This window comes from Alkalibacterium iburiense (assembly GCF_039521845.1).
GTDB lineage: Bacteria > Bacillota > Bacilli > Lactobacillales > Carnobacteriaceae_A > Alkalibacterium > Alkalibacterium iburiense.
Window position 1 is genome coordinate 1 of the sequence record NZ_BAAACW010000096.1, and the last position, 26,868, is coordinate 26,868.

26 protein-coding genes, 1 other RNA gene and 1 other annotated feature are annotated in these 26,868 nt (G+C 37.2%); of the genes, 4 read left to right on the forward strand and 23 right to left on the reverse strand.

Annotation, left to right across the window (positions count from 1 at the left end):
* Window positions 1-225: 225 nt before the first annotated feature.
* From liaF to ABDZ53_RS08130, 9 genes are all read right to left on the reverse strand, one after another.
* Window positions 226-963, reverse strand: a complete 738-nt coding sequence (gene liaF, locus ABDZ53_RS08090) for a cell wall-active antibiotics response protein LiaF (RefSeq protein ID WP_343755371.1) — start codon at window positions 961-963, stop codon at window positions 226-228.
* 145 nt (window positions 964-1,108) lie between these two features.
* Window positions 1,109-1,582 carry a transcription elongation factor GreA gene (gene greA / locus ABDZ53_RS08095; RefSeq protein ID WP_343755425.1) on the reverse strand — a complete coding sequence of 158 codons (474 nt, stop codon included), beginning with the start codon at window positions 1,580-1,582 and terminating at the stop codon, window positions 1,109-1,111.
* Window positions 1,583-1,746: 164 nt separating this feature from the next.
* Window positions 1,747-2,385, reverse strand: coding sequence for a uridine kinase (gene udk / locus ABDZ53_RS08100; RefSeq protein WP_343755373.1), 639 nt, complete (start codon window positions 2,383-2,385; stop codon window positions 1,747-1,749).
* A gap of 85 nt (window positions 2,386-2,470) precedes the next feature.
* Entirely contained in the window at window positions 2,471-3,556 is a 1,086-nt protein-coding gene (mltG, locus tag ABDZ53_RS08105) for an endolytic transglycosylase MltG (RefSeq protein ID WP_343755375.1), read from the reverse strand.
* 162 nt (window positions 3,557-3,718) lie between these two features.
* Window positions 3,719-4,051, reverse strand: a complete 333-nt coding sequence (locus tag ABDZ53_RS08110; RefSeq protein WP_343755377.1) for a DUF1292 domain-containing protein — start codon at window positions 4,049-4,051, stop codon at window positions 3,719-3,721.
* Window position 4,052: 1 nt separating this feature from the next.
* The gene (gene ruvX, locus ABDZ53_RS08115; RefSeq protein WP_343755379.1) at window positions 4,053-4,487 is read right to left on the reverse strand and encodes a Holliday junction resolvase RuvX; all 435 of its coding nucleotides are present in this window, start codon (window positions 4,485-4,487) and stop codon (window positions 4,053-4,055) included.
* A 1-nt stretch (window position 4,488) separates the two neighbouring features.
* Entirely contained in the window at window positions 4,489-4,746 is a 258-nt protein-coding gene (locus tag ABDZ53_RS08120; protein ID WP_343755381.1) for an IreB family regulatory phosphoprotein, read from the reverse strand.
* Window positions 4,747-4,906: 160 nt separating this feature from the next.
* Complete coding sequence (alaS, locus tag ABDZ53_RS08125) at window positions 4,907-7,552, reverse strand: alanine--tRNA ligase (protein ID WP_343755383.1); 2,646 nt, start codon at window positions 7,550-7,552, stop codon at window positions 4,907-4,909.
* Between the two features lie 303 nt (window positions 7,553-7,855).
* Entirely contained in the window at window positions 7,856-8,749 is an 894-nt protein-coding gene (locus tag ABDZ53_RS08130; RefSeq protein ID WP_343755385.1) for a YitT family protein, read from the reverse strand.
* A 323-nt stretch (window positions 8,750-9,072) separates the two neighbouring features.
* Here ABDZ53_RS08130 and ABDZ53_RS08135 point away from each other — a divergent pair, with 323 nt between their 5' ends.
* Window positions 9,073-9,981, forward strand: a complete 909-nt coding sequence (locus tag ABDZ53_RS08135) for a diacylglycerol/lipid kinase family protein (protein WP_343755389.1) — start codon at window positions 9,073-9,075, stop codon at window positions 9,979-9,981.
* A 60-nt stretch (window positions 9,982-10,041) separates the two neighbouring features.
* Here the strand turns inward: ABDZ53_RS08135 and recD2 are convergent, their stop codons facing one another.
* The 6 genes from recD2 to gshAB form a co-directional block, all read right to left on the reverse strand.
* Complete coding sequence (recD2, locus tag ABDZ53_RS08140) at window positions 10,042-12,456, reverse strand: SF1B family DNA helicase RecD2 (RefSeq protein WP_343755391.1); 2,415 nt, start codon at window positions 12,454-12,456, stop codon at window positions 10,042-10,044.
* Window positions 12,457-12,515: 59 nt separating this feature from the next.
* Complete coding sequence (locus tag ABDZ53_RS08145; protein ID WP_343755393.1) at window positions 12,516-13,280, reverse strand: AraC family transcriptional regulator; 765 nt, start codon at window positions 13,278-13,280, stop codon at window positions 12,516-12,518.
* A 154-nt stretch (window positions 13,281-13,434) separates the two neighbouring features.
* Complete coding sequence (gene mnmA / locus ABDZ53_RS08150; RefSeq protein WP_343755395.1) at window positions 13,435-14,556, reverse strand: tRNA 2-thiouridine(34) synthase MnmA; 1,122 nt, start codon at window positions 14,554-14,556, stop codon at window positions 13,435-13,437.
* Window positions 14,557-14,732: 176 nt separating this feature from the next.
* Window positions 14,733-15,074 carry a hypothetical protein gene (locus tag ABDZ53_RS08155; protein WP_343755397.1) on the reverse strand — a complete coding sequence of 114 codons (342 nt, stop codon included), beginning with the start codon at window positions 15,072-15,074 and terminating at the stop codon, window positions 14,733-14,735.
* A gap of 37 nt (window positions 15,075-15,111) precedes the next feature.
* Window positions 15,112-16,266, reverse strand: coding sequence for a cysteine desulfurase family protein (locus ABDZ53_RS08160; RefSeq protein ID WP_343755399.1), 1,155 nt, complete (start codon window positions 16,264-16,266; stop codon window positions 15,112-15,114).
* Window positions 16,267-16,294: 28 nt separating this feature from the next.
* Window positions 16,295-18,556, reverse strand: a complete 2,262-nt coding sequence (gene gshAB / locus ABDZ53_RS08165) for a bifunctional glutamate--cysteine ligase GshA/glutathione synthetase GshB (protein WP_343755401.1) — start codon at window positions 18,554-18,556, stop codon at window positions 16,295-16,297.
* Window positions 18,557-18,761: 205 nt separating this feature from the next.
* Here gshAB and ABDZ53_RS08170 point away from each other — a divergent pair, with 205 nt between their 5' ends.
* The 3 genes from ABDZ53_RS08170 to ABDZ53_RS08180 all read left to right on the forward strand — a co-directional run bounded on the left by ABDZ53_RS08170 (window position 18,762) and on the right by ABDZ53_RS08180 (window position 20,918).
* Window positions 18,762-20,027 carry a replication-associated recombination protein A gene (locus ABDZ53_RS08170; RefSeq protein ID WP_343755403.1) on the forward strand — a complete coding sequence of 422 codons (1,266 nt, stop codon included), beginning with the start codon at window positions 18,762-18,764 and terminating at the stop codon, window positions 20,025-20,027.
* A 65-nt stretch (window positions 20,028-20,092) separates the two neighbouring features.
* A non-coding RNA gene (ssrS, locus tag ABDZ53_RS08175) (6S RNA) lies at window positions 20,093-20,280 on the forward strand.
* Between the two features lie 173 nt (window positions 20,281-20,453).
* Window positions 20,454-20,918 carry a universal stress protein gene (locus tag ABDZ53_RS08180; RefSeq protein WP_343755405.1) on the forward strand — a complete coding sequence of 155 codons (465 nt, stop codon included), beginning with the start codon at window positions 20,454-20,456 and terminating at the stop codon, window positions 20,916-20,918.
* A gap of 65 nt (window positions 20,919-20,983) precedes the next feature.
* On the opposite strand, the gene ABDZ53_RS08185 is transcribed toward ABDZ53_RS08180, so the two are convergent.
* The 8 genes from ABDZ53_RS08185 to ABDZ53_RS08220 form a co-directional block, all read right to left on the reverse strand.
* Window positions 20,984-22,177 (reverse strand): acetate/propionate family kinase, encoded by a 1,194-nt coding sequence (locus ABDZ53_RS08185; RefSeq protein WP_343755407.1) that lies wholly within the window; start codon window positions 22,175-22,177, stop codon window positions 20,984-20,986.
* Between the two features lie 18 nt (window positions 22,178-22,195).
* Window positions 22,196-23,206 (reverse strand): class I SAM-dependent methyltransferase, encoded by a 1,011-nt coding sequence (locus ABDZ53_RS08190; RefSeq protein WP_343755409.1) that lies wholly within the window; start codon window positions 23,204-23,206, stop codon window positions 22,196-22,198.
* Between the two features lie 281 nt (window positions 23,207-23,487).
* Window positions 23,488-23,772 carry a 50S ribosomal protein L27 gene (rpmA, locus tag ABDZ53_RS08195; RefSeq protein ID WP_343755411.1) on the reverse strand — a complete coding sequence of 95 codons (285 nt, stop codon included), beginning with the start codon at window positions 23,770-23,772 and terminating at the stop codon, window positions 23,488-23,490.
* 16 nt (window positions 23,773-23,788) lie between these two features.
* Window positions 23,789-24,130 (reverse strand): ribosomal-processing cysteine protease Prp, encoded by a 342-nt coding sequence (locus ABDZ53_RS08200; RefSeq protein ID WP_343755413.1) that lies wholly within the window; start codon window positions 24,128-24,130, stop codon window positions 23,789-23,791.
* A 23-nt stretch (window positions 24,131-24,153) separates the two neighbouring features.
* A complete protein-coding gene (rplU, locus tag ABDZ53_RS08205; protein ID WP_343755415.1) occupies window positions 24,154-24,465 on the reverse strand; it encodes a 50S ribosomal protein L21 in 312 nt (103 codons plus the stop codon).
* 48 nt (window positions 24,466-24,513) lie between these two features.
* Window positions 24,514-24,587: a sequence feature (ribosomal protein L21 leader region), on the reverse strand.
* 66 nt (window positions 24,588-24,653) lie between these two features.
* Window positions 24,654-25,301 (reverse strand): amino acid ABC transporter ATP-binding protein, encoded by a 648-nt coding sequence (locus tag ABDZ53_RS08210; protein ID WP_343755418.1) that lies wholly within the window; start codon window positions 25,299-25,301, stop codon window positions 24,654-24,656.
* 12 nt (window positions 25,302-25,313) lie between these two features.
* Window positions 25,314-25,952 (reverse strand): amino acid ABC transporter permease, encoded by a 639-nt coding sequence (locus ABDZ53_RS08215; protein ID WP_343755420.1) that lies wholly within the window; start codon window positions 25,950-25,952, stop codon window positions 25,314-25,316.
* A gap of 12 nt (window positions 25,953-25,964) precedes the next feature.
* Complete coding sequence (locus ABDZ53_RS08220; protein WP_343755422.1) at window positions 25,965-26,744, reverse strand: amino acid ABC transporter substrate-binding protein; 780 nt, start codon at window positions 26,742-26,744, stop codon at window positions 25,965-25,967.
* Window positions 26,745-26,868: the final 124 nt, after the last annotated feature.

Here is a 26,868-nt window from a genome sequence, read left to right on the forward strand (position 1 = left end):
CATCCACCCCCATTATAAAGGATTTTTTTATGGCATGGAATAGTTAAAACTTTAATGCAACACTAGTGATGATATATATAATCAGAGAGACTCCAACAACGTTGGCCTGATATAAAGCCGTTAACCAGTGGTTTTCCGATAAGGCGAGCAAAATAAAAATAGCTATGAAAAGAAGCATAGAGAAGTAGAGAAGAAAGTATTTAAAAAAACTGGGAAGTATATTTTTCATAGATATACGACCTCTACTTCCCCGATTATAGTGCTAGATACTATTTTTATTTTTCTAATGGCCGTATCATAATTTTGGGATCGCCATTTGATTGTCTCATTCTTTAAATTAAACTCTTCTTCATCGATAATGACTTTCCCTAAAGCCACGCTCACATCTAGTGACACAGCAATGTCTCGTGGAATCAGAATTTTAGTATCTCCAAAACCTTTTCGCACTAACAAAATGTTTTCTTTTTTTGGTAATATTGTATTCCCTAAATCAAAAAAGGTATCTCCCATGATTTTTTGGAAGTTTTTATCTTTCCACTCAAACACTTCGTTTCCAACGAAGTCATCTCCAAACCATTTATGTCGATACATTCTCATTTCTTTGTCATCATTTTCTTTCCATTCGACAGATATGAATTCTTTTTCTCTCCAGTACTGTTCTTTTTTAAATAATGGATCACGGATGGTTTCAAGCAACTTCTGATCCGTATTCATCTCTATTAATAAAAAGATGATTAATATTGCCCAAAAGGCGCTAGTAAAGACGACTGCCGCTAAAAATAAACCTATGCTCCACCACAAATACTGACTTCTTTTATCTGTTTTTTTAGGAGAAGATTTGTAAAGAAATAAAAAGATGAAAGCAAGAACCACAAAGGTGATTAACAAACCACTGTGTACAATTTCATATACTAACCATACAAATAGTAATGCCATTATGGTTTTATAAAGTGTTTTACTCATTGATGTCTCCTCCCTATAACTATAGTGTTATTATATCGAATTAAATGAGAAATAGCACTACACGGAAGAGAAAATCCGTCTTAAGTATGAGAAGAAAAAGAAGCTAAGTGAGGTAATTTCTGCCTCTCTTAGCTTCCCGTATTAATTAATAAACTTTAGTGATTTCAACTTCCATTGTACCGCCTGGTGTATTAATTTGAACAGTATCTCCAACAGTCTTGCCAATTAAAGCTTGAGCAATAGGTGATTCGTTAGAAATTTTACCAGAGAATGGATCTGCCTCCGCTTTTCCGACAATCGTATATTCTTCTTCAATGCCATCTGGTAATTCTTTAAAAATAACAGAGCGACCAAGGGATACTTCGCCCTCTTTAGAATTAGAATTATCGATGATTTGAGCATTTTGAAGCATGTTTTCAATTGTATGAATACGTCCTTCAATAAAAGCTTGTTCGTCTTTAGCTGATTCATATTCAGAGTTCTCTGATAAATCCCCAAACCCTCTAGCAATTTTGATTCTTTCTACTACTTCTTTACGCTTAACTGTTTTTAATTCCTTCAGTTCATTTTCTAACTTTTCTTTTCCTTCTACTGTCATAGGAAAAACTTTTTCTGTCATCATTTATATCCACCTCATCATACTTTTGTATCCGTTTTTTATATTATATTTACAGTAATGCTAAACTTGTTGAAAATTTGAATCTAAACTAAATTCTCAATGGAACTAAGATACCATGAACATATAGATATGTAAAGCGTTTTTCTAAATAAAAACGCCCCTCATTACAAGGAACGTTGTTCAAATATTGTGTTGATTTTGGTAGTCATTAAATCAATGGCTACTTGGTTTTGTCCACCCTCAGGTATAATAATATCCGCATATTTTTTTGTCGGTTCAATAAATTGAGTATGCATCGGTTTGACTACAGAAAGGTACTGATCGATTACATTACTTAACGTTCGACCTCTTTCTTCAATATCGCGTTTAATCCTTCTAATGATACGAATATCATCATCTGTATCAACATAGACCTTAATGTCCATCAGATCTCTTAGGCGAGAATCTTCTAATATAAGTATGCCTTCCAGTATAATCACTTGCTTCGGCTCTTGTAAAATGGTTTCACTGCTTCTCGTATGCTTAGTGTAATCATAAACAGGCTTTTGTATACTTTTATTATTTAACAGGTCTTTCAGATGTGTGATTAATAAATCCGTATCGAAAGCAAAGGGATGATCATAATTCGTTTTCAGTCGTTCTTCAAAACTGAGGTGATCTTGATTTTTATAATAAGAGTCTTGCTCGAGCATCATAATAGACTTGCCAGGAAAATAATTAAATATAGCTTGGCTAACACTCGTCTTCCCGCTTCCAGATCCTCCAGTTACACCTATAACAATCGGTTTGTCTTCCTTTTTCATAAAGCCATTCCTTTCTATTTCCTGCGTGGTTGTCAGACTTCTTAAGAAAAGCACTGGATCCTGGATAGATCCAATGCTCAATTGCTTATCTTAAATATTCATTTTGGTATTCTAAATGCTGTTCATATGTTTCAGAGAAATAGATTTCTCTCGTGGATAAGTCAGCCAAGAAATACATATAATCTGTTTCAGCAGGATACATGCTGGCACGAATTGAATTTTCGTCGGGATTGTTGACGGGACCAGGCCCTAAACCGCGATGAGTATATAAGTTGTAAGCTGAATCGACTTCTAAATCATCGTAGGTAATCCGTTCTTGGTGCTCTCCTAAAGCGTAGGTGACACTGACATCTGTTTGAAGAGGCATATCGATAGCTAATCGGTTATAAAACACACCAGATATCAACTCCCGATCTTCATATGTGATTCCTTCTCTTTCAATAAACGAAGCCATTGTTAGAATTTCATGAACCGTCATATCACTTTCGGCTATTTCACCATAATACTCCTGGAGCGCTTGATCCATCCGAGCAATCATCTGAGTCACAATTTCTTCTAATGAGGTCTCTTCGAAGAATTCATATGTCGCTGGGTATAAATAACCTTCCAGGGTATATAGGGTATCTTCTCTTACTTCCATTGCGTCTGTTAAAAGCTCAGGAAACTCATTCACTTTTTCTTGAAGAAATGCGTCATCTTCTACTAATTCAAAGAATTCATCAACTGTGTAACTTGTTTGATTATCAATAGCTATAGCGACTTGTTCAATGGTATAGCCTTCTGGGATTGTCACTCTTCCACTTGACTCTTCTGCAATCGGTATACCACCATCCTGAAGCTGTCTAACAATATCATCGGTAGACATAGATGGGGAGAAAAAATAGTACCCCGCTTGAAATCCTTCTTCTCCAGTAAACCTTAAATGATAATTAAACACAAAAGCACTCTGAATGACACCATTTTCTTCCAATATACGTGCAATATCGGTTCGAGAAGATCCTATAGGGATTTCAATAGGAATTTCCTCGTTACTCTCCGGGTTTAATGCTTCTAAAGAAGATGTATAATAATGGTAACCGGAAAAGATTAATACTATTAGCAAAATAATTAAAATAGAAACTATACTCAATACAATTTTCCTTACTGTATGAGTCGATTTCTTATCGGGCATAAACTGTCCATCCTTTTTGACTGTGATAGTTATCTCTAATCATTATACACAAATTGGCTATGAGTGGAAAGACAATATTCATAAGTACTGATTTCTCTCTGCTTTAATCATCTGCATATAAGCAAAAAAAGAAGATGGAACTTATCCATCTTCTTTTTTTAATTAGTCTGTTTCTTCGTCACTAATGAAAGTGTTGAGTACTTCTTCGATCATTTCCCATTCTTCATCCGTTTCAATAGGACTTAATGTCCCTTCTAAGCCACCGTCTGCTTCTGTATAAGAAAAAGCAGACAACTCCACTTCTTCCCCTTCACTGGAACCTGCTGGGAAAACTAGGACATAAGATTTGTCGAAATCTTCTGAATCGAATGTAAATAGAATTTCGTATAAATCTTCGTTACCTTCTTCATCAACCAAAGTTATATACTCGTGATCGTGGTCGTGAGAATGATCATGATCATGGTCATGATCGTGATTGTGTTTATCATTGCTCATATTATTCCTCCTTCAAATGGGCCTGTCTATCTAAATAATTTTGCAATATAATGACAGCTGCTAACTTATCTACTACTTGCTTGCGTTTTTTTCTGGAAGTGTTGCCTTCTTCAATCAGCATTCTGTTTACCTGCATGGTAGTCAATCGTTCATCTTGGTAAATAACTGGCATAGAAAATAGTTCTTCCAGCTTTTTTCCATAAGACATTGACAACTCTGCTCTTTCACCGATTGTTCCATCCATATTTTTAGGTAAACCGACTACAAAGCGACTGACTTCATATTCTTCTACCAATTCTTTAATGCGATTGAATCCAAAATCTTCATTCGATTCGTTAATAGAAACAGTTTCAATCCCTTGTGCCGTCCAACCAAAGGCATCACTGACAGCCACTCCTACTGTTTTAGAACCGACATCTAACCCCATTACTCGCATATTATTTCTCGTTCTTTAGATAATGATTCACTAGTTCTTCAAGTACTTCGTCTCGTTCGTGACGTCTGATTAAATTTCTAGCATCATTATGTCTAGGGATATACGCAGGGTCTCCAGATAATAGATACCCTACTATTTGATTAATTGGGTTATAGCCTTTTTCCTCTAATGCTTTATACACTCTCTTTAATGTCTCTTCGACATTATGTTCGTCTTCATTATCCACTGTAAAGCGAACTGTATGATCATTTGAACTCATTGGTACGTCCCTCCATACTTTCTTATCCGATATTGGGTTAAGACGTTCTCTCTTTTCCCAGCTGTCTATATTTTACTAGAAAACGTTTGAAAGTACAATGTAAACCGAGAATACGACTCTTTTTATTCGTTCTTTTATTACATTTCTGTGACTTTATTGATTAAATATTCATTTTTATCCATTCACCTACAGCATTTAGAGCGTTCGGTAATCCTTCTGGTTTTTTTCCTCCTGCTTGGGCGAAATCAGGACGTCCTCCGCCTCCTCCATTTACGTGAGGTGTGATGGCTTTAATCAAATCTCCTGCTTTTAATCCTTGATTCATAGCTTTTTCGTTTAATGAGACAAGTAAATTCACTTTCTTCTCATCTCTTAATCCAAGGACTAATATATCAGAAAAATCGTTTTGTTTCCATTTATCCGATAATTGTCTTAGTTGATTCATATCTTTTGCTTTAATTTCTTCGGAGATGAACCGGATATCTTGGACTGTTTCAACCTTAGTAAAGATTTGATCTGCTTGAGCATTAGCTAATTTAGAATGGAGAGACTCATTCGCTTTATTTGCCTCTTTTAGTTCAGACTGCAACGATTCTATTCGTGTAGGTACTTCACTGCTTGATTGAACCTTTAATAGATTTGAGGCTTTATTTAACGTGTTTAACTGCTTCTCCATCCATAAGAAAGCTCCTTCACTCGTTAAAGCCGTTATACGTCTGGTTCCAGCACCGATTCCAGCTTCAGATACTATTTTAAACAGGCCTATTTCTGCTGTATTTTTTACATGCGTTCCCCCACACAACTCTTTGGAATAGTCATTTATCATAACCACTCTCACATTTTCACCGTATTTCTCGCCAAATAAAGCCATAGCTCCTAGCTCTTTCGCTTTGTCAATCGATGTTTCTAATGTTTCAACAGCATAATTCTCCATTATTTTTTCGTTAACGATCATTTCCATTTTTTTGATTTCATCTTCTGTCACTTGGCCATAGTGCGTGAAGTCAAACCTTAAATGATCAGCTTCCACTAGTGAACCCGCTTGATTGGCATGCTCTCCTAGTACATCTTTTAGCGCTTGATGCAATAAGTGGGTTGCCGTATGATTACGCTCAATCAACCGTCTGCGCTTTTCATCTAATCGTAACTCGTATTCTTCTCCTTCAGAGATTGGACCCGTTAATTCTGTTTCGTGAATAGGTTGACCTTCTGGTCCAGCTTTCACTGAAAGAATTCGACCTATTACCTCATTCTCTTGATCAACGATATACCCTGCATCACTCGCCTGTCCTCCTTTTTCGGCATAAAAAGGAGTCTTATCAAAGATAAGTTTGACGGTTTTTCCTGAAGTTGCTGAAGTCACGAAGGATTCTTCATCTATAATCTTGGTCACTGTGCTGATAGAAGAATCATTCTCATAGCCAATAAAATCACTTGCTAAATTAATATTATTTAACAAAGAAGACTGAACAGCCATTGAACCTTCTGTCTGTCTAGCTGAACGTGCTCTTTCTCTTTGTTTCTCCATTTCCCTTTCAAATTCTTCAATATCTATTTCCATCGCTTCTTCTTTAACCACTTCTTCCGTTAATTCAACTGGGAAGCCATAGGTATCGTACAGCTGAAAAACATCTTTTCCAGAAATCATAGTTGTTTGGTTCTCTTTCTGAGATTTGACAATTTCTTTTACACGCTCCAACCCATCAGCTAATGTCTCCAAGAATCGTTCTTCTTCATTTAAAATGACTGTTTCAATAAAGTCTTTATCTTCTTCTACTTCTGGGTAATGAGCTTTCATAATATCGGCCACTACAGACACTAAGGATGATAGGAATGGTTTACTCATTCCTAACTTTCTTCCGTGCATGACGCTTCTTCTAAGCAAGCGACGCAACACATAGCCTCTTCCTTCATTTGATGGAAGAGCCCCATCTCCAATAGCAAATGTAAGAGCACGAATATGGTCCGCAATGACTTTAAAACTCACTTTCGTCTCTTCATTTTTATCATATGAGACTCCACTAATTTTCTCAATCTCATTAATAATAGGTAAAAACAAGTCGGTTTCAAAGTTAGTGGGAGCATCTTGGAGAACAGAGAGCATTCTTTCCAATCCCATACCGGTATCAATATTTTTGTTAGGAAGAGGATCATACGTATGATCGGGTTTATGATTATATTGAGAAAATACAAGGTTCCAGATCTCTAGCCAGCGTTCATTTTCTCCACCAGGATAGTTTTCCTCATGATCTTCTGGCAAGTCGTTGAAACTTTCTCCTCTGTCATAGAAAATTTCCGTATTCGGTCCACAAGGGCCTTCACCGATATCCCAAAAATTCCCTTCTTCTCTGATAATATGATTCTCTGGCAAGCCTACTTTTTCTCTCCATATCGTGTATGCTTCCTCATCATCCGGGTAAACAGTGACAAATAACTTTTCTTCATCTAAATCCAACCATTTGGAACTCGTCAAGAATTCCCATGCCCATACAATCGCTTCTTCTTTAAAGTAATCACCAATGGAAAAATTACCTAACATTTCAAATAATGTATGGTGCCTTGCTGTCACCCCAACATTTTCAATATCATTTGTTCGGATACTTTTCTGTGAACCTGCTATTTTAGGGTTATCTGGCTTAACTGTCCCGTCAAAATATTTTTTCATAGTTGCTACTCCAGAGTTGACCCATAATAAAGTCGGATCATCGACTGGAATTAATGACACACTTTTTTCAATTTTATGTCCTTTTTCCTCAAAGAAATCTAAAAAGAGTTGTCTTAATTCTGAACTGCTTAAACTTTTCATTTTACTCATCCTTATTCTTTATTTTTAAATCAAAAAAACCGAATAAATCATTACATACAAGGACGTGAGTACGCGGTACCACCTTGTTTGCAATAACTTATTCGGTCAGTCATTACCTCTTCAGTCTTGTTAACGCTAAGCAGCGGCATAATTTCTTATGCAATATAAAAGGGAGCACTAAAAATGACTAGTGATATTCTCGCACCATACAAATATCTCTCTGAAAAATAGTTCTACTTTTAGCATATCCTTTAAGCTTATAAAATTATAGCGTAACTCCCACTCTTAGTCAACACCTGCATCTCAGGCTTCATCAGTCCAGTCTGTTTCACTGGATAAAAAGGTACGCTCTAGAGAAAACCCTCTTCCTAATACTTCACTAGCAGGCATGGCTACAACAAAAGCATCATCATCCGCTTTTATGACGGTTTCTTTTAAGAGTGTGAATTCTCTTTCTTGAATAACAACCATGAGCATTTCTTTATTCGTATTGCCGTAACCCCCACGGATTCCTAGATTGGTTACACCTCTTTGCATCGTATGAAGAATTTCTTCTCGAATATCTTGTGGTGTATCTGATATGATGAAGACATTTTTATTGCGATTAAATCCTAACTGCACGAGGTCAATGGTTCTGGAAATAATAAATAAAGCAATAATGGAAAACATTACTGTCTCCGCATCAAATACGAGTAAGGCAATCATGATAATCGCTCCATCCACTAACACTGTTCCCAGTCCCAGCTTGACATTTAAATACTGGTAAATAATCTGAATAATGATGCTGGTCCCGCCTGTTGAAGCTTTTGCTCTAAAGACAATCCCAATACCAATTCCTGTTAATGCCCCGCCAAATATCGCTGCCAGTAACGGATCAAGCGTTACGGGTTGCCAGTTGTCGATGAATAGTAAAAAGAACGGCAGTAATAAACTACCTAATATCGTTTTATATCCAGCGGCTTTTCCTAAGAGGATAAAGCAAAGGACCAAGAGAGGGATATTAATAGCATACTGAACTAAGGCCGGATCCCATCCAAACCATGAGTATGTCACAATAGACAGTCCTGTAATACCCCCAGAAACGATATTGTTTGGCAATAGATAGATTTGAAACGCCACAGCTGTTAAAAATGTCCCTACTACAATATAGACATAATCCATTGCATTCAGCGTATACTTTTTTGCTACTCTTAACATTTAAATCCTCCTTGTAATTTTATCTTTAAAATCTTCTCAATTTTATCCTATGCAACCTGACAAGTTTATCATTCTTTCCTTGTAAAAAACAAGGGTGTTTCATTGAACTTTTAAATTTCAACTTGTATGAATTCTTTCTTTTATTTCTAAATTATTAAAGTATACTAGAGAGTATAAACGAAAAATTCACTGTGTTATAATCGAATGACAGGTCAAGCTTTCTTTTACCCTGTCACTGATGGCTTTCTTCGTTTTACTGCCAGTCATAAAAAAGTGTGAGGCTAATCTGACTGAGTATTATAATAATGAAATTGGTGGGTATGATGACATTACAAAAATTAATTTTTATTGTGAATGAACATTCTCGAAAGGGAAAAAAATTCACAAGACAATTACATAGAATTATGAAAGACTATACTATAAGTTACGATGTTTATAAGACAGAATACAAAAAGCACGCAATGGAGTTGGCTCGGGAATTTACGGAATTGAGTGATGAAAAAACGCTTATTATAGCAGTCGGTGGAGACGGCACGCTAAATGAAGTTGTTGCAGGTTCAATTAGTGCTCAAAAAGACGTTCCGATTGCTTATATTCCCACGGGATCTGGGAATGATTTTGCTAGAGCTAGAAAGCTATCTAAAAACATAGAAGCCAACATTAAACGTATTCTTTCGGTGAAAGAACCGACACAATTGGACATCCTTACATCTAATGTAAAAGAAGAGCCCATTGTAGCCGTCAACAGTATTGGATTTGGTTTAGACGGGAAAGTTATTTACAAACTTGGAAAAAACAAGAATAAAGAAACCATTGGAAAAGTTTCTTACTTGCTCACTGTATTATCTGCTTACTTTGAACAGAAACCATTCCCTCTTACTATAAAGTCATTTGATTCGAACGAACACTTTGATGATACGCTACTTATTGTGTTTGCTAATCATAAAAACTTTGCAGGGGGGATTCCTATCCATCCTCTAGCACTTGCAACAGACGAAATCATTGATGTCATTGTACTAAAGAAAGTCAACTTTATCGGACTGCTTAAGCTAATTGTTAAAGTTCTCGTTAACGAAAGCCATTTATCTCACGAAAAAGTTCATTCCTTTAGAGCGTCCTCTTGGCACCTCACTCTCCATACACCACAGCACGGTCAAAGAGACGGTGAACTGATTGATGAAGCAGCCTACAACATGTCTATACAAACAAGAAAGAAAAAATTCTGGCTTTAGTAAAGCAAATCCCCCTTTCATCAGGTCAAGAAAGAAACTGACTTGAGTAGGGGGGTTTTTTTACGGTTGAATGCCATCCATTCCAATCATCGGGGAGATGGTTTCTTCCATAACATCTGCAGGTGTTAATACAAATCTGTTTTTAGGAGGTTTGATTTCTTGCTTAGTTTTTTCTGTGCTTTCTTCACTCTTGAACCCTTGTTCATCTTCTACTAATGTCCATAATCTTTCATTCAAAGAAGTCTGCCTTAACGTCGTATTCTCTGAAATGCTTTTTTCAAAGGCAGCTATTTCACCACATAATAGCAGTGTTTTACTAGCACGTGTAATAGCCGTATACACAATATCCTTTTTCAGCATCCGTCCATAACCAAATACCAACGGCAGTATCACCATATCATATTCACTACCTTGTGACTTATGGATAGAACAGCAATAAGAAAGAGTAATCTTGTTCCACTCATTCCTTAAGTAATTGACTTCAATTCCATCAAAATCCACTACCAGTTCTTCTACGTTTGCACTAGATTCTTTGGGTGACACAATCCCTGTAATTATACCCATATCACCGTTAAATACATTTCTTTCCGGGTCATTCACTAATTGCAGCACCTTATCTCCTATTCTAAATACTGTATCGAATGCTTTGACTTCTTTCTTCCCTGCCTCTTTAGGATTAAATAACTCCTGCAATAGGTGATTTAAATTATCAATCCCTGCTGGGCCTTTATACATGGGAGCCAGGACTTGGATGTCTTGAGCTGTGAACCCTTTTTCTATCGCTTTGGAGACAAGCAGCGAAACCACTTCTTGGACTTGGTTTGTTCGGCACGGGAAGAAGTTTCTATCTGCCTTCTTTTGCGTAAAATCGGTTGAAAGAGTGCCTTGTTTCATTTCATGAGCTAACTGAATAATTGAAGAGTCATCTCCTTGACGGTAAATCTCTGTTAGCTCTTTACTTGGAATACACTCTCCTTCTAGTAAATCTCTTAACACTTGTCCGGGGCCAACTGAAGGGAGTTGATCCCTGTCTCCAACCATAATGACTTTCATACCTGCAGGGACAGCTTTGAGTAACTGATAGGCTAACCATGTGTCTACCATAGACATTTCATCAATAATCAATAAGGAGCCTTTTAGCGTGCGTTCGGTTTCTTGTAGTTCATCGTCATCCGATCCGGTCAACCCTAAGAGACGATGTATCGTGGACGCAGGCAGGCCTGTCATTTCTTTCATTCGTTTAGCTGCTCTTCCAGTTGGAGCAGCCAGTAAAATAGGAAAGGGCTCATTAACGTATTCAGATGGATCCAACTCTATTTCTTCCAAATCAGCAAAGATGGAGACTATCACGTCTAATACCGTGGTTTTACCAGTCCCAGGTCCACCTGTCAAAATAAAGAAGGGAGACAATAGAGCTTCCTTAATGGCTTCTTTTTGAGACTGTCCAAATGTCAAGCCACTATCTTTTTCAAAAGCTTTGATTTTTTTATCAATCACACTTGGCTTGACTTTACTTTCTTTACTGTCCTTCTGCAATCGGTCGATAGCCGTAGCAATCCCCCACTCAGATGCATAAAGAGAAGGCACATAAAAACGGCCTTCTTCTTGAATGATGGTTTGTTCTTGGACGAGTGAGATCACACTTTCAGCTATTAAGTCTGGAGCAATGATAAATGGCCGACTTTTTTCCAGTACTTTAATACTTTCTTTTACTAAAAAGTCTGCTTTTACATAGGTATCCCCAGCTTTCATGGTCTGTTCGTTCAGAGTATATGCAATACCCGCTTTGATGCGTTCAGGTGAGTCTCCTTCTATCCCCATCTCTTCTGCAATGGAGTCTGCTCGATTGAACCCAATTCCGTCTATTTCTTCAATAAGAACATAAGGATTTTCCTGAATAGTAATTAAAGCTTTTCCTTCAAATCGCTGGTACACTTTGTAAGCCAGCCGATTCGACAATCCAAAATTATTTAAAGCAATAATAATTTTCTGCATCCCTTGTTCTTTTTCAATAACAGACAGCAACGTTTCTTTTTTTATTTTATTTAACTGAGGCACTTGGTCTAATACAGTTTCATCTTCTAATATTTTGTCTATACAATCTGTTCCTAAAGTATCGACAATCAGCTCTGCTGTCTTTTTCCCTATTCCTTTAAAACGAGGGCTTGAAAGATAGGTTATCACTGCTTCTTTGCTTGATGGTTTTTCCTTCATGTACTTGTGTGCCTGAAATTGCAGTCCATATTTAGGGTGATCCGTCCATTTACCAAAAAACTGATAATGATCCCCTTCTTGTATTTGACCAAAATTACCTGTCACAACCGTTTGGCTTTCTGTCACGCTCGTGTTTGTATCTTCTATTTGGACTAACATAACTTTATAAAAATTAGATGGATTAGAAAAATAGATAGATAAGACTTCGCCTGATATATATTGTTCTTCTATCGTTTCATTCTGAAATAACTCTTCCTGCACTGGGAATCCTCCTTATCTCTATCAGTTTATCTAATAATAGTTACTTTCACCAGGACAATTTAATGGGTATTTATTTTTTCTCTATAAAAAGATGGGGATACTTTTTTATATTCTTTAAAATTTCTATTAAACGTGCGTAATGTTTTATATCCACATTTCATAGCTATTTCACTGATTGTATCCTCCGTACTCTCCAGTAAATAGGCGGCTTGTGTGATACGATACCTGTTAACATAATTGGTAAACGTCAAATTAGTATAGTGATAAAACAATTTTGAAAGATACGCATAATCATACTGAATCGCTTGAGCAACATCTTTTAATGTACATTCTTTATGGTAATTTTCATCTATAAATAAAAGCATATTTTGTATGATTTTTCTTTTAGAGGATACAGTCACTGGCGTAAAGGCGGTGTGCTTAATAAGAAGATCACAAATAGAATAAAGAAAGCTTTTTTGAGCATATAAAGCATCCACTTGACTCTCATGAGGAACGGTATGCAGGTATAGTTTGTTATTCTCAGGGACAACCCCTTTGTATGCAGTATAAAAATGCCCAATCAATTCAGGTGAGAAGATAATGACCTTACTCGTCGATTCGGACTCTGTGTGAAGTTTATGGAGTTGGTTTGGAAAAACGATGACGGCTTCATTCTCACTTAACTCATACTCTTCATCTTCAATAGTTATAACCATTTTCCCTTTTTCTACACAAATGATTTCAAAGGCTCTATGGAAATGCAACGGGAAAGATATATTGTCCAAGCTGCTGTATTTAAAAAACTCTTTTTCTTCCATGCCATGGTGTTCAAAAAAATACATGTGTTTCACCTCAAACTAACACTAATATTGTCTATTAAGTATACAACAGTATGGGAGATATAAATAGTCTCAACTGATGGGTCACTTTTTTGTAACTGATTATGTAAAAAAAGACAGCTGCGCTTATAAAGAATGGCGCAACTGTCTGCTTGAATTAAACATATTGTAATTGATTGGTTTCTTTATAAGCGACATCAATGGTCCCTCCACCAATACACTCTTCTCCATCGTATAATACGATAGCTTGTCCTGGTGTAATGGCACGAGCTGGCTCATCAAACTCAACGATAGCCGTACTATCTTCTTTATTTAAATGGACCGTAACGCCTACATCCGATTGTCTGTATCTGAATTTAGCTCTGCACTTGAATGTTTCTGGTCTTTCCTCACTAGTAGTAAAAGAAAAATCACTTGCTTTTAAGTGAGTCGCATAAAGATTAGGATGATGGTAGCCTTGTCCAACAATCAGCTCATTTTTTTCTAAGTCTTTTCCAATGACAAACCACGGATCATTTGATTCACCCGTACCGCCAATTCCCAAGCCTTTTCTTTGGCCAATGGTATAATACATTAAACCATCATGAGTATTCATGACCTCTCCGTCTGTCGTCACCATATCTCCAGGTTGAGCTGGAAGATAACTCATTAAGAAGGATTTGAAATCTTTTTCTCCGATAAAGCAGATACCCGTTGAGTCTTTTTTATTCGCCGTGGCTAAACCAGCTTCTTCAGCAATCTTTCGAACTTCTTTTTTGTCCATCTCACCTAAAGGGAAAAGGACTTTTGCCAATTGATCCTGAGATAATTGATTTAAGAAATACGTTTGGTCTTTATTCCCATCTAATCCCTTTAAGAGATGAGCCGTTCCATCTTCATCTCTTCTGACTCGCGCGTAATGACCTGTAGCCACATATTCTGCACCCAGACTTAGAGCATAGTCTAAAAAGGCTTTGAATTTGATTTCTTTATTACACATGACATCCGGGTTAGGCGTCCGTCCATTTTCATACTCCTCTAAAAAGTAAGAGAACACTTTGTTCCAATACTCTTTTTCGAAGTTTATTGAATAATAGGGAATGCCTATTTTGTTAGCTACAAGTGCGACATCTTTATAATCCTCTGTGGCTGTACACACACCATTTTCATCTGTATCATCCCAGTTTTTCATAAAGACACCAACAACATCATAGCCTTGTTCTTTTAATAGCAGGGCTGTTACAGAAGAGTCGACGCCTCCACTCATACCAACCACTACTCGTGTTTTTTTGTCTGACATAGTATTATTCACCATCATTTCTGTTTAGATTTCTGTTCTATACGAATTGAAGGTTCGTTAGGTTACAGCTTGTTTTATTATACTTACAAAAAATAAGAAGTCAAGTCTATCAGGAATATTTCAAAAAAAGGACACGTGCTAGGGTGTTCCCCTAAACCGTGTCCTTTTCACTCCATTTAGGCTTTGTCTAAAACATTTTCTTCTACAAACGTTTTTAGTATGTGTTCAGCTAATTCTCTTTCTTTTTCAAATTGAGACCCTTTATATAAATCGATTTTCTTTAGCCCATTTGCAGATACTGAAGATAATTTTAATTCAGAAAAATCTTTTGAGACAGTTACTTTCAGTTTAGGAGCTTTCTTATCCATCACTGTGGTTCCAAGGGAGCGTTCATAAATAAAGGTCCCATTCTTTGTCTCGGTAAATCCATTATCCCTTAATGTGTAACGCTTAGCCTGTTCGTTAATAACATATAAATCAGAGCTTCCGGGTAACGAAGCATTATTTTTATTTGACAATTGCGCTCTTCCTTTCTTCTCTCTTTACTCTATTATTCTAATTTTGAGACAGAAAAGCAACTGCCTTTTTAATATTTTTGACAAGTTCTTCTATTTGTTCCGTATGATTGTTCATTCCAAAGCTTACACGAATGGTTTCTGTAATAGCCGGGTGATTCTCGTCATACAGAGCGGTGAGTACTAAGCTAGGATCAACATTTCCGGCTGAACAAGCTGAACCTATTGAGACCGCAATATGAGCTAAATCTAAATGAATGAGCAATTTATCAGCCGGTACACCTGGAAAACGCAAGCTTAAAATATGGGGAAGGCTATTATCTATAGAGCCATTGACTTCATAAGGTATACCGTAGTCATTTAACGACTGCAGGGTCTTTTTCTTTAATTCAGAATATAGCGTTCGATTCTTCTCTTTTTCTTCCTGGCGGATCTCAACTGCTTTTTTGAACCCAACAATCGCAGGTATATTTTCAGTTCCTGCTCGTTTTTTGTTCTCCTGTTCCCCACCACGTAATAACCCTGGTAAAGCGAGTGACTGATTGATATAGATAAACCCGATTCCTTTGGGTCCGTTAATCTTATGTGAGGAAACGGATAACAGATCGATATGCTGGTCTTTCACGTCAATTGTTTCTGTTCCGTATGCTTGCACAGCATCTGTATGGAAAACAATTTTTCTCTCTTGAGAAGCAAGCATTTCACCTATTTCTTGTATAGGCATAATCGATCCGATTTCATTGTTACCATAGATAATCGAAACTAAAATCGTGTCTTCTCTTATTGCCTCTTTAACTTGTTCCACCGTAACACATCCATCTTTATTCACGGGAAGAAAAGTGACGTCAAATCCATTTCTCTCTAAATACATCAGGGGTTCTCTTACAGCCGGATGTTCAATTGATGTCGTGATAATGTGTTTGCCCTGTTCTTTTAACTTTTCGGCTGTTTGTAAGATTGCTATATTATCACTTTCGGTTCCTCCACTAGTAAATATGATTTCTTTAGGATGAGCATTTATGCTTTTAGCCAAAACCAGTCTAGCTTCCTCTAGGAGACCTTTACTTTCTCTTCCAAGTTCATAAATACTTGAGGCATTTCCATAGTGTTGTTCCATTGCAACAGTCATTGCTTGAATCACATCGGGATGCATCGGCGTCGTTGCAGCATGGTCAAAATAAAGTGTGTTTTCCATTTTTCATCCCTTCTTCCATTCGAAAAGTTTAGGATAGTTGAATAGTCGGGTACAACATATCTAACACTTTTCTAGTTAGTCTTCTACCTTTTCCTTTATGGACATAAGCATGCATATGCATAGCCGGATTAAAATTCGCTTCTATCACTGTATAGCCGGGTTCTGTCGGCGTACTCTCTTTTGTCATATCCGGCACGATTAAGTCTATTCCCGTGACATTGACTCCTAGTACTTCTGCCATTTCTTCAGCAATCCGCTTGTAACTTTCATGCATAGAGTCTGTGACGTCAACAGAGTCCCCACCTGTTGAGATATTAGAATTTTCTCTTAAAAAGACTTTTTCGCCTTTTTCCAATACACTTTCAAACGTGCGATTCTGCTCTTTTAACATTAATGATTCGATCTGTCCCATCTGTATTTTCTCTAAAGGAGCACGATGCTTCTCCCCTCTATACGGATGGGTGTTTTTAGCTTTTATTAACTCAGCTACAGTTCTTTCACCGTCTCCCACTACATTCGCAGGCTCACGTAACAAAACAGCTTCTGTTCGGCCATTAACCACAAAAAAGCGGTACTCAGTGCCCTCTATGAATTCTTCAACCAGAACTTCACTGTCTTCTTTAAATGCAATTTCTAGAGCCTCTCTATAGCCTTCCTCTTTTGGAGGGTTCTTAAAAATTGAAATGCCTATTCCATAGTTTGTTGATTTTGGCTTCACGACAATAGCTTTGTCTTTAATAAGGGGGTAATGATCTAGGGCATTTTCAATAGAAACAAATTCTTCTCCTCCAGGTATAGTGTACCCTTCATCCGCTAATATTTTCTTGGTTACAGTCTTATTTGCCATAATCCAGTGGGATATATAGGTATCCTTGGAGGTCATATTTCCGTTTTTCACATACTCGACTTGTTTGTCATGAGTCAGCTTGAGAAATTGATCTTGTTCATCTAAGACATCAACTTCTATCCCTAGTTGAAGCGCATCGAATAATAAGAGTTGAGTACTCATTTCCATTTGTTCAAACCCTCTGAGTAAAAAGGGCTTTTCATAAGATTCTTGTTTGTAGGCTTGTCCTAATTTACTTCCTAAAGCCATGTAAGAACCTTCTTTTTCAACCGCCTTAACGACTTGAGCAGCTAATGTTCTTTCCGGCTCTTCAAAAGCGGCTATGGCCTCTTCCACACTTCTTATATAAGAAGAATCCAGTCCCAATTCTTTTGCGGTTTCGATCATTTCATTGAGCAATAGGAGACCTTCTTCTTTAAACTGAGAGGGTTCGAAAGGATTTTCACCCGCTGTTAGCTCATTTTTTTTCATGCCTAAGTCCATCTCATCATCCGTACTGTTTTGTTCTATCCAAAGCATAGTGAGTAAGAACAAATGAACAAATTGAGACTGTTCAATTGTAAATCCTAGTGAGTCAAAAGGGTTGTTATCAAACGATCGGAACTCGACATATTTGACTCCTTCATTTAATAAGCCTCTTGCTGCTTTTCCTTTTCCACGCAATCGGGCAGACCCATAATATTCTCTCTCCTCTATCAGTTGCCCTTCTTTAACAAAGCTTTCAATATCTTCAACATATGATTGGACAGAAGCATAAGACACACGGTCACTAAAAGTATTATGGTAGCCGATTGGACTGTTTCGGATACTTCTTGTATACACACCCTGACTCTCTCCATTGTCAAATGAAGGGTGACAGACTGGAGAAGCCCCGTAAAGATAAGTGATCAACCATTGATAGCGTATGAAATTACGGGATAGTTTTAAAAATAGAAAGTCCAACTTTTCACGATGGTCTATGTTTAATTGTGACAACTTCTCTGTAAAATCAGGAGCAAATGAAAAATTAAAGTGGATACCACTAATCATTTGTTTCCTTTTCCCATACTTTTCAGCTAGCTTTTCCCTATAGTGAATTTCTTTTTTATCTTCCACATCAATAATAGGTATGGTATCTTCATCTGGGAGAATATTGGGCATACTAAAAGGCCATATAAACTCATCTTCTAGCAAATTTCTATGAGCCACATCGTGCAAGGCCACTAACCACCTGTGTTGTTCTTTAAGGGACAAGGTTGGAGGTGTCACCAGTTCTAATTGAGATTCGCTAAAATCCGTTTGGATATAAGGATGGTGTTGACGGCTGCCAACTGTCTTGGGGTGTTTCGTCAACGCTAACTTTCCATCCAGCTTAGTACGCAAGCCTTCTTTTTCAATACCAAAGGAACCTTTTGAAAAAACATGTTCCAGATTATTTTCTTTTATAAAGTTCTTTACATTCATCTACATCTTACCTCATCCATTATATTTTACTTACTAATGTCAAGTATTATCTTATCATAAAGTTACCCATCAACATAGAGAAAGAAACGAGAAGTAAAGCAAACTTTTGTTCATAATCATTTTATTACCTATTAAATAGTGCTATAATTAAAGAGATGAAAAGGTGATTTGTAAGCAACCAAATACAAAGTAAAGGAGCATGTCATTGAATAAACCTCTAGCCTATCGAATGAGACCTCAGTCCATCGATCATATTGTTGGGCAAGAGCATTTGGTTGGAGAAGGCAAAATCATATGGAGAATGGTCAAAGCAAAACAACTCTCTTCAATGATACTTTACGGGCCACCTGGTATAGGTAAAACAAGTATTGCCAGTGCGATTGCAGGTTCAACTAAATATGCTTTTAGAAAATTAAATGCAGCCACAGATACTAAAAAAGATTTACAAATTGTTGTAGAAGAAGCTAAAATGAGTGGGTCAGTTATCCTGCTTTTAGATGAGGTCCATCGGTTAGACAAACCTAAGCAAGATTTTTTATTGCCTCATTTGGAAAATGGACGGATTGTCTTAATTGGTGCGACTACTGAGAATCCTTATATTTCCATCCACCCGGCTATTAGAAGCCGATCTCAGATTTTCGAATTAAAACCATTGACAGAATCTCAAATTACTTTGGCTTTAAATCGTGCCTTGGAAGATAAAGAGAATGGCTTTGGGGAGACTTCGGTTATCATCGAAAAAGATGTTCTCCATTATTTCTCAAGAGTAACCAATGGAGATTTAAGAAGTGCGCTCAATGCGTTGGAACTAGCTGTAAAATCAACTGAACCAGACGATAACGGGGATATACACATCACCTTAGCGATAGCCGAAGAGTGCTTGCAGAGAAAAGCTCTGACCCATGATAAAGATGGGGATGCTCACTATAATGCCATATCTGCCTTTCAAAAATCTATTCGGGGAAGCGATGTCCATGCGGCTCTGCATTATTTAGCACGCTTAATTGAAGCCGGTGAGTTAATCATTATATGTCGTCGTTTAATGGTTACTGCTTATGAAGATATCGGGCTCGCTAATCCAGCTGGAGTCGCCCGTGTCGTAACAGCTGTGCAGGCTGCAGAAAAAATGGGATTGCCTGAAGCGAGAATCCCTTTAGCCAATGCGGTTATTGAAATGTGTCTATCGCCCAAATCCAACAGCGCAATATCAGCAGTGGATAAGGCTCTAGCTGATGTGAGAGAAGGAAAAAGCGGGGATGTCCCCGATCATCTAAAGGATTCCCACTACAAAGGGGCAAAAGAATTAGGAAGTGGCGTGGGCTATCAGTTCCCTCATAACTTTGATAACCACTGGGTAAAACAGCAGTACTTACCTGATAATTTAAAAAATAAAGAATATTATCACCCTGTTCCGACCTCCAAATTTGAACAGGCCTTATTAAAACAAGCACAAAAGTTTAATAATAAATAAACAAGTTTTTATAGGTGTAAGCCTATGTATTGACTAGGTGCCCCCTCTGTGCTATTATAAGGATAAGAATTCTGAGGTGTGCGCGATGCCTATACACTGTGTTGACCGAACATTTTATTAAAACATTGGGATTCTAATGAACGAGTGAATGACATGCCTTATCACTTGGAAGTCAGAAATTTGTTTTGTGAAGCCCACCTGCTTTTAGCGGGTTCAACCTAACATGGCATTAACCGGCACCATCGGAATTTCTTATACTTAGATATTAAATTGAGCTGAGACATACTGTCTGAGCTCTTTTTTTGATTTAATTGAGTCATTCACTGTAAATAAACTATCCTTTCGTTTATTTTGAAAGTGTTTTTATGCATTTATTTTTGTTTTCTAGTATAATGAAGCTAAGATGAAGAAAGGATGTGCTGCATAATGTTACAAGAATACGAGAAAATATTAGTCGCCATAGATGGTTCCTCACAAGCAAAAAAAGCCTTTAAAAAAGCTGTTGAGGTAGCTAAAAGAAACAATGCCGTTTTAGTATTGGCACACGTTGTTGACACTAGGGCCTATCAATCATTCTCCACTTTCGATGGGTCTATCGCAGACACCGCACGAATTGAAGCCAAAAACACTCTGAAAGAATACGAATCCTACGCTAAAAACGAAGGGTTAGACAATGTCAAACTCGTCCTGGAATATGGTTCCCCTAAGGTAATGATTGCCCGACAAATCCCTGAAGCAGAAGGAATTGACTTAATTATGCTAGGGGCAACAGGTCTAAATGCTGTGGAACGTATTTTCGTAGGTTCCGTATCAGAATATGTCATACGAAACGCTCACTGTGATGTCATGATTATAAGAACGGATTTAAATAATAAGTATACAGAGCAATAGATAGTATAAGACCCGCTCCCCTCTTTATGAGGAGAGCGGGTCTTATTTGATTAAAACAAATAGATTTAAGCTTGTTTAAACTTTTCAACATCACGAGCAATCATGACTTCTTCGTCCGTTGGAACAAGCAATACTTTAACTTTAGAGTCATCTGAAGAAATAACTCTCTCTTCTCCACGAACATTATTTTTCTCTTGGTCCAATTCAACACCAAAGAAAGAAAGACCATCGATGATATTTTTACGTGTATCCACGCCGTTTTCACCAATTCCTGCAGTAAAGACAATAGCATCTACACCATTCATTGTAGCAACGTAAGATCCAATGTACTTTCTTACACGGTCTTCAAAGATACGTAAAGCAATGGCAGCTCTCTCGTTTGTCTCTTCTGCATTTTCTAAGTCTCTCATATCACTTGAGATACCAGAAAGACCTTTAAGTCCGGATTTGTTATTTAGAATATAAATCATTTCTTCAATCGTTTCAATACCTTCTTTTCTCATCAAGAAAGGAAGTAAGGAAGCATCGATGTCTCCTGTACGAGTCCCCATAGTTACACCAGCTAATGGAGTGAATCCCATTGATGTATCAACCGATTTTCCGCCCTCAACAGCTGTAATAGAGGCTCCGTTACCTAAATGGCAAGTAATGATTTTCAAATCTTCAACAGGTTTGCCCAACATATCCGCAGCTTTCTGAGAGACATATTTATGACTCGTTCCGTGTGCTCCGTATTTACGAGCGTTATGTTTTTCATAATACTCCATTGGCAAGCTATACAGGTAGTTGACTTTCGGCATCGTGGTATGGAAAGATGTATCAAAAACAGCTACACTTGTAATATCTGGTAAGATTTTACGGAAAGCCTTAATTCCTGTAGCATTGGCTGGATTGTGTAAAGGTGCAAATTCTGATAAATCTTCAATTTGCTGAATCACTTCATCTGTTACTAAGGCAGAATCTTCAAAGATTTCTCCACCTGCAACGACTCGGTGTCCCACTCCAGTAATTTCATTAAAGTCTTTAATAATGCTTAATTCTGTTAATTGTTTTAATAACATTTCAACAGCAATTTCATGATTGTCAATATCTACAACCGTTTCGTATTTTTTCCCGTCGTCATACTTGATGGTAAAGATAGAATCATTTAAACCAATTCTTTCGACGATTCCAGAAGCTAACACTTCTTCTTGCGGCATGTTATATAATTTCCATTTCAAACTAGAACTTCCTGCATTAATAGCAATTGTCTTTGACATAACAATCTCTCCCTCTTTTTAGTTAAACCCTTGTTCTTCTTTCCAATTTTTAACATCTACAATAAACGTATTAAAAGCTTCCTTGTCATTTATAGCAGGCGCATTGGCTATAAGGACTTCTTTAGCCTGTTTGCTGTCTTCGCCTTTCTTTTGAACCACAAACAATGATTTCTTGGATTGTTCATTCTTAAACCATTCCGTCGGTAAATGAATCACAGCCTGTACATGGCCCACCTTTTGGACAAATGAAAGCAATTCTTTTACTTCTTCTGATTCAAATGTACGAGTGGGAAGCAGGAAAAAGCTGTATCCGCCCTCTTTTAAATAGTTTAGCCCCTGTTCAATCAAAAGAAAATGACTGTAGGAGTATCCTTCTTTAAAAGCTGTCTCATAATCTGTTTGTTTCAATTCCCTCGGGTAGTAGCCAACTGGCAAATCAGAAACCAGTATATCCACTGGATCAACGAGTAAAGATTGTATAGCATCTTGCAACATCAATTCAATTGGTATCTCAAGTAAGGCAGATAAGGTAGAGGCTAATGAAAGTAATAAATCATCATTATCAATACCCGTTAACTTCACTTGGTTATTTTCTGCATATAATGTTGTATAAATGGTATACAGCAAATTCCCTGTACCCACAGAGAAGTCAGCTAGATGAATAGATGAACGACTCTCCTTGAAAAGAGCTATCAGATGAGATAATAATACACCAATCGCATCTGGTGTTGGCTGATGATTGGGCTGTAAATTATCTTCTTTGCTCGCCTGTATAAGAATGAACTGAATTGCCTGCTTTCGTTCTTTCATTGATAAAGTTGATAGGTCGAAAGCGGCGTAAATGTTTTTCAGTTTGTCAACCGTGCCAGGATTTGGCTTCCCCTCTTCAACGTGTACGTTTCCGCCATCTATGAGGTTCTCACCCGTCTCGATCAGCGCTTCTATATAGGTTGAATCCAAATCAGCTTGAATGAGTTTGGCTGAATCATTAAGAGTATTAAAAAAAAGCTCTATTTTTTTAGTATCCAAAATATGACCCTTTCATACTTTATTAGTTGTTTATAAAATTAAGTGGTAAAAAGTTAATTGAAAATAACAGGGTTTTCCACTATTTATTCTAACTCATTTATCTTTGCATAACAATAGATAACAACTTTCTATCTACTTATAGTCAGCTGTCTTTCTAAAATAGCGATGAAATAAATGGATAAGTGGCCTTCTTATGTATCAAGCTTTTATCTCTCAATAAGAGTAAAATAAAAAGGAACCACAATCTTTATGATTAATGATTCCTGTATATTTATTTATCTTTAATTTGCTACTGGATAAACAGACACTTGTTTTTTGTTTTTACCTTTACGTTCAAAACGTACCACACCGTCTATTTTAGCAAATAAGGTGTCATCTCCACCTCGGCCAACGTTTTCACCTGGATAAATTTTTGTTCCTCTTTGACGGAATAAAATAGATCCTCCAGTTACAACTTGCCCGTCTCCGCGTTTAGCGCCTAAGCGTTTAGATTGAGAATCACGTCCGTTAGAAGTAGATCCTCCTCCTTTTTTAGTAGCGAAGAATTGTAAATTCATTTTCAACATGTTCGGTGCACCTCCATTACTGGTTATTTATATTTGTGATAGCCATATGCTCGCCATACTCTTCTTCCGTGCTGGATAGAGATAGATATAAACTATCTAAAAGTAGCTGAGCCTGTTCCATTTGTTTTTCTGTTAATTTTTCAGGAAGCTTAAACGTTAAAAAGCCGCCTTCTTCATTGTTGGCTTGTATATCTAATGATATATCAGCTAACGCTATTAAGCTATTAACTGTTCCAATAGTCAATGCTGAGACTGCAGCACATACAATATCATATCCATAAGGTCCTGAATCAGCATGTCCAGAAAGTTCCACAGATACAATGGTCGATTGTTTTCGAGTAAATTGTATGCTAATCATTGTTGTCAGTCTTCCTTGTCTAATTAGTTCGTTTTAATAGATGTAATGGAAACTTTAGTATAAGGCTGACGATGACCTTTTTTAGTGTGCGAATCTTTTCTACGACGGTATTTATAAGTCGTAACTTTTTTCGCGCGACCTTGTTTTTCGATCGTACCTTCAACAAGAGCTCCGTCGATGAAAGGACTACCTACTACGGTATTGTCTCCTCCAACAAACAACACTTCATCAAAAGTAACTGTGTCACCAGCTTCACCATTCAATTTTTCAACGAAAATCTCTTGACCTTCTTCTACTTTGAATTGTTTTCCACCAGTTTTAATAATTGCGTACATGTTTGCTGCACCTCCTTCAATATTTGAATAAAACATCGTGTTTTATCCTTTTGCACTTAGACTCGCCGTAATAAGTGGCTTAAAAGCACTTGTAACTTATACACGAGCGGTTGTAGTTGTGGTGCGACACATTTACAACGTTACTATCATACCAAACCATTGAATTCTAGTCAATCTTTATTGATGAATTAATTTGGTAAAAATAGTTCCGAAGAGATAATTCGTGTACTGTACGTTTTCGCAAAAGTTGTATCATGCGTAATCATGATAATTCCTATGTTTTCTTCCAGTAATGATAATAACAAACTCCCAAATTGATTAGCTGTCGCATAATCAAGTGCAGAAGTCGGTTCATCTAAACACAATATATCAGGATCCAGCATTAAGGCTCTGGCTATGGCTACCCGCTGTTTTTGTCCTCCTGAAAGTTCTTTTGGATAGGCGGATTGTTTATGAGCTATATTTAATTTAGATAGAATGTCTTCTGCTTTGCTTTCTGCTTCAGCCTTTGACAGTTCTTTGTTTAATACCGGACTTAAAGTGCAATTTTCAATAACGGTTAGGTTGGGAAAGAGTTGGAAGTCCTGAAAGACCAATCCAATCGATTCGTTAGACTGTCCTTTAATTTCTCCATCAGAATACAGTGGGCGATCATTTAAATGAATACTCCCGTCGTCAGGTAATTCCAACTGATTTAAAAGACGGATGAGTGTTGTTTTTCCGGATCCAGATTCTCCAACTATAGATACTATTTCTCCTTTATTGACAGATAAGGAAAAGTCATTAATCAACTGTTGTCCGCCAAGGCTCTTTCCAATATTCTTTATTTCAAGCATCTTCATTCTCCTTTAGAACTGGTAGTTTTTTTCAATCTTATTCAAGATAGTAGATAAAATACCCGTTATAATTAAATAAATGACACCTACAAATATAAAAGGAAGCATCGAGGCGTATCTATTGGCTGCTATTTGACCGGCACGTAAGATTTCCCCTAGGCCCAAAATGTAGATGAGCGAGGTGTCTTTGACTAAAGCCAATATTTCATTGGCTATACTAGGCCATGTCGTTTTTAAAACTTGAGGCAGTATGACTTTATAGTATCCTTTAACGTGGTTTATTCTTAAAACCTTTAAAGCTTCAAACTGTGTCTCTGGGACTCCAAGAATGCCACCTCTAAATATCTCTGCAAAATAAGCTGCATAGTTTAATATAAAGGCAAGAATAGCGGCAGGAAACCGATCCAGTGTTATCCCCATGTAGGGTAAACCGAAAAACACGAACATCAACTGCAGGAGCAAAGGCGTTCCACGCATAATTGTAATATAGACTTGAATCATCCATTCGAGCCATTTTGGTGCATTTATCTTTAAAACAGCAATCCCTAGTCCTAATGGAAGAGACACCACCAAAACAACGCTAAATAATTCTAATGTTATTTCTGCCCCTCTGATAATGGATGGCAAGGCTTGTAATACCATATCCTTCACTCCTTTTAAAGTTTAGTCAAACCAATTGTCATAAATATCTTCATATGTGCCGTCATTCATAAGCTTCTCTAATGACTGATCAACACGTTCTCTTAAATCGTCATCTTCTTTTCTAAAGCCAACAGCATATTCCTCTTCGCCAAAGTTATCTTCTAACACTTTATAATCATCTGATGGATTTTGATTCATATAAAAACGACCCAGCGTCTCATCCACTACAATGGCATCACTTCGCCCAGTAATTAAGTCATTGAACACTTCATTATTAGAAGGATACTGAACGACTTCTCCATTAGCAAATTCTTCTATAATGTTAGACGGATCACTTTCAATTGCATCTACTGCGCTAGACGATTGTTGAGCTGCTACATTTTTTCCAGCTAAATCTTCTTTTGTGTCTATCCCATTTCCTTCAAGTGTAATAATGAGCTGACTATTTTCCATATAAGCCGTTCCGAAAGCCACTTGTTCTGCCCGCTCATCCGTTATAGTGTAGCCATTCCAGATCATATCAATGTTTCCACCGTTTAATTCGGTTTCTTTCATTGCCCAGTCAATCGGCTGGAAGGTAAATTCAACCCCTATGTCTTCTGCTACAGCTTCAGCTAATTCGATATCAAAGCCGACTAATTCATCGTCATCATTTCTAAATCCCATTGGAGCGAATGTGTCATCTAGTCCTATAATATACGATTCTTCTTTTGCTTGACCAGTTTCTTCATCTGCTGAACAACCTGCTACTACTAATCCTACTGTCATCATACTAGCCACTATACTCATTCTTTTTATCATTATCTTTTCCTCCTACTATTTTGTTTTTTATGTAAATCTGCAGTTTTTACATAAAATCAAAACCACCAGTGTGAACTGGTGGTTTGCTCTGCGGCTGTAAGCCTCTCTTACCGGCCTCGGCCTG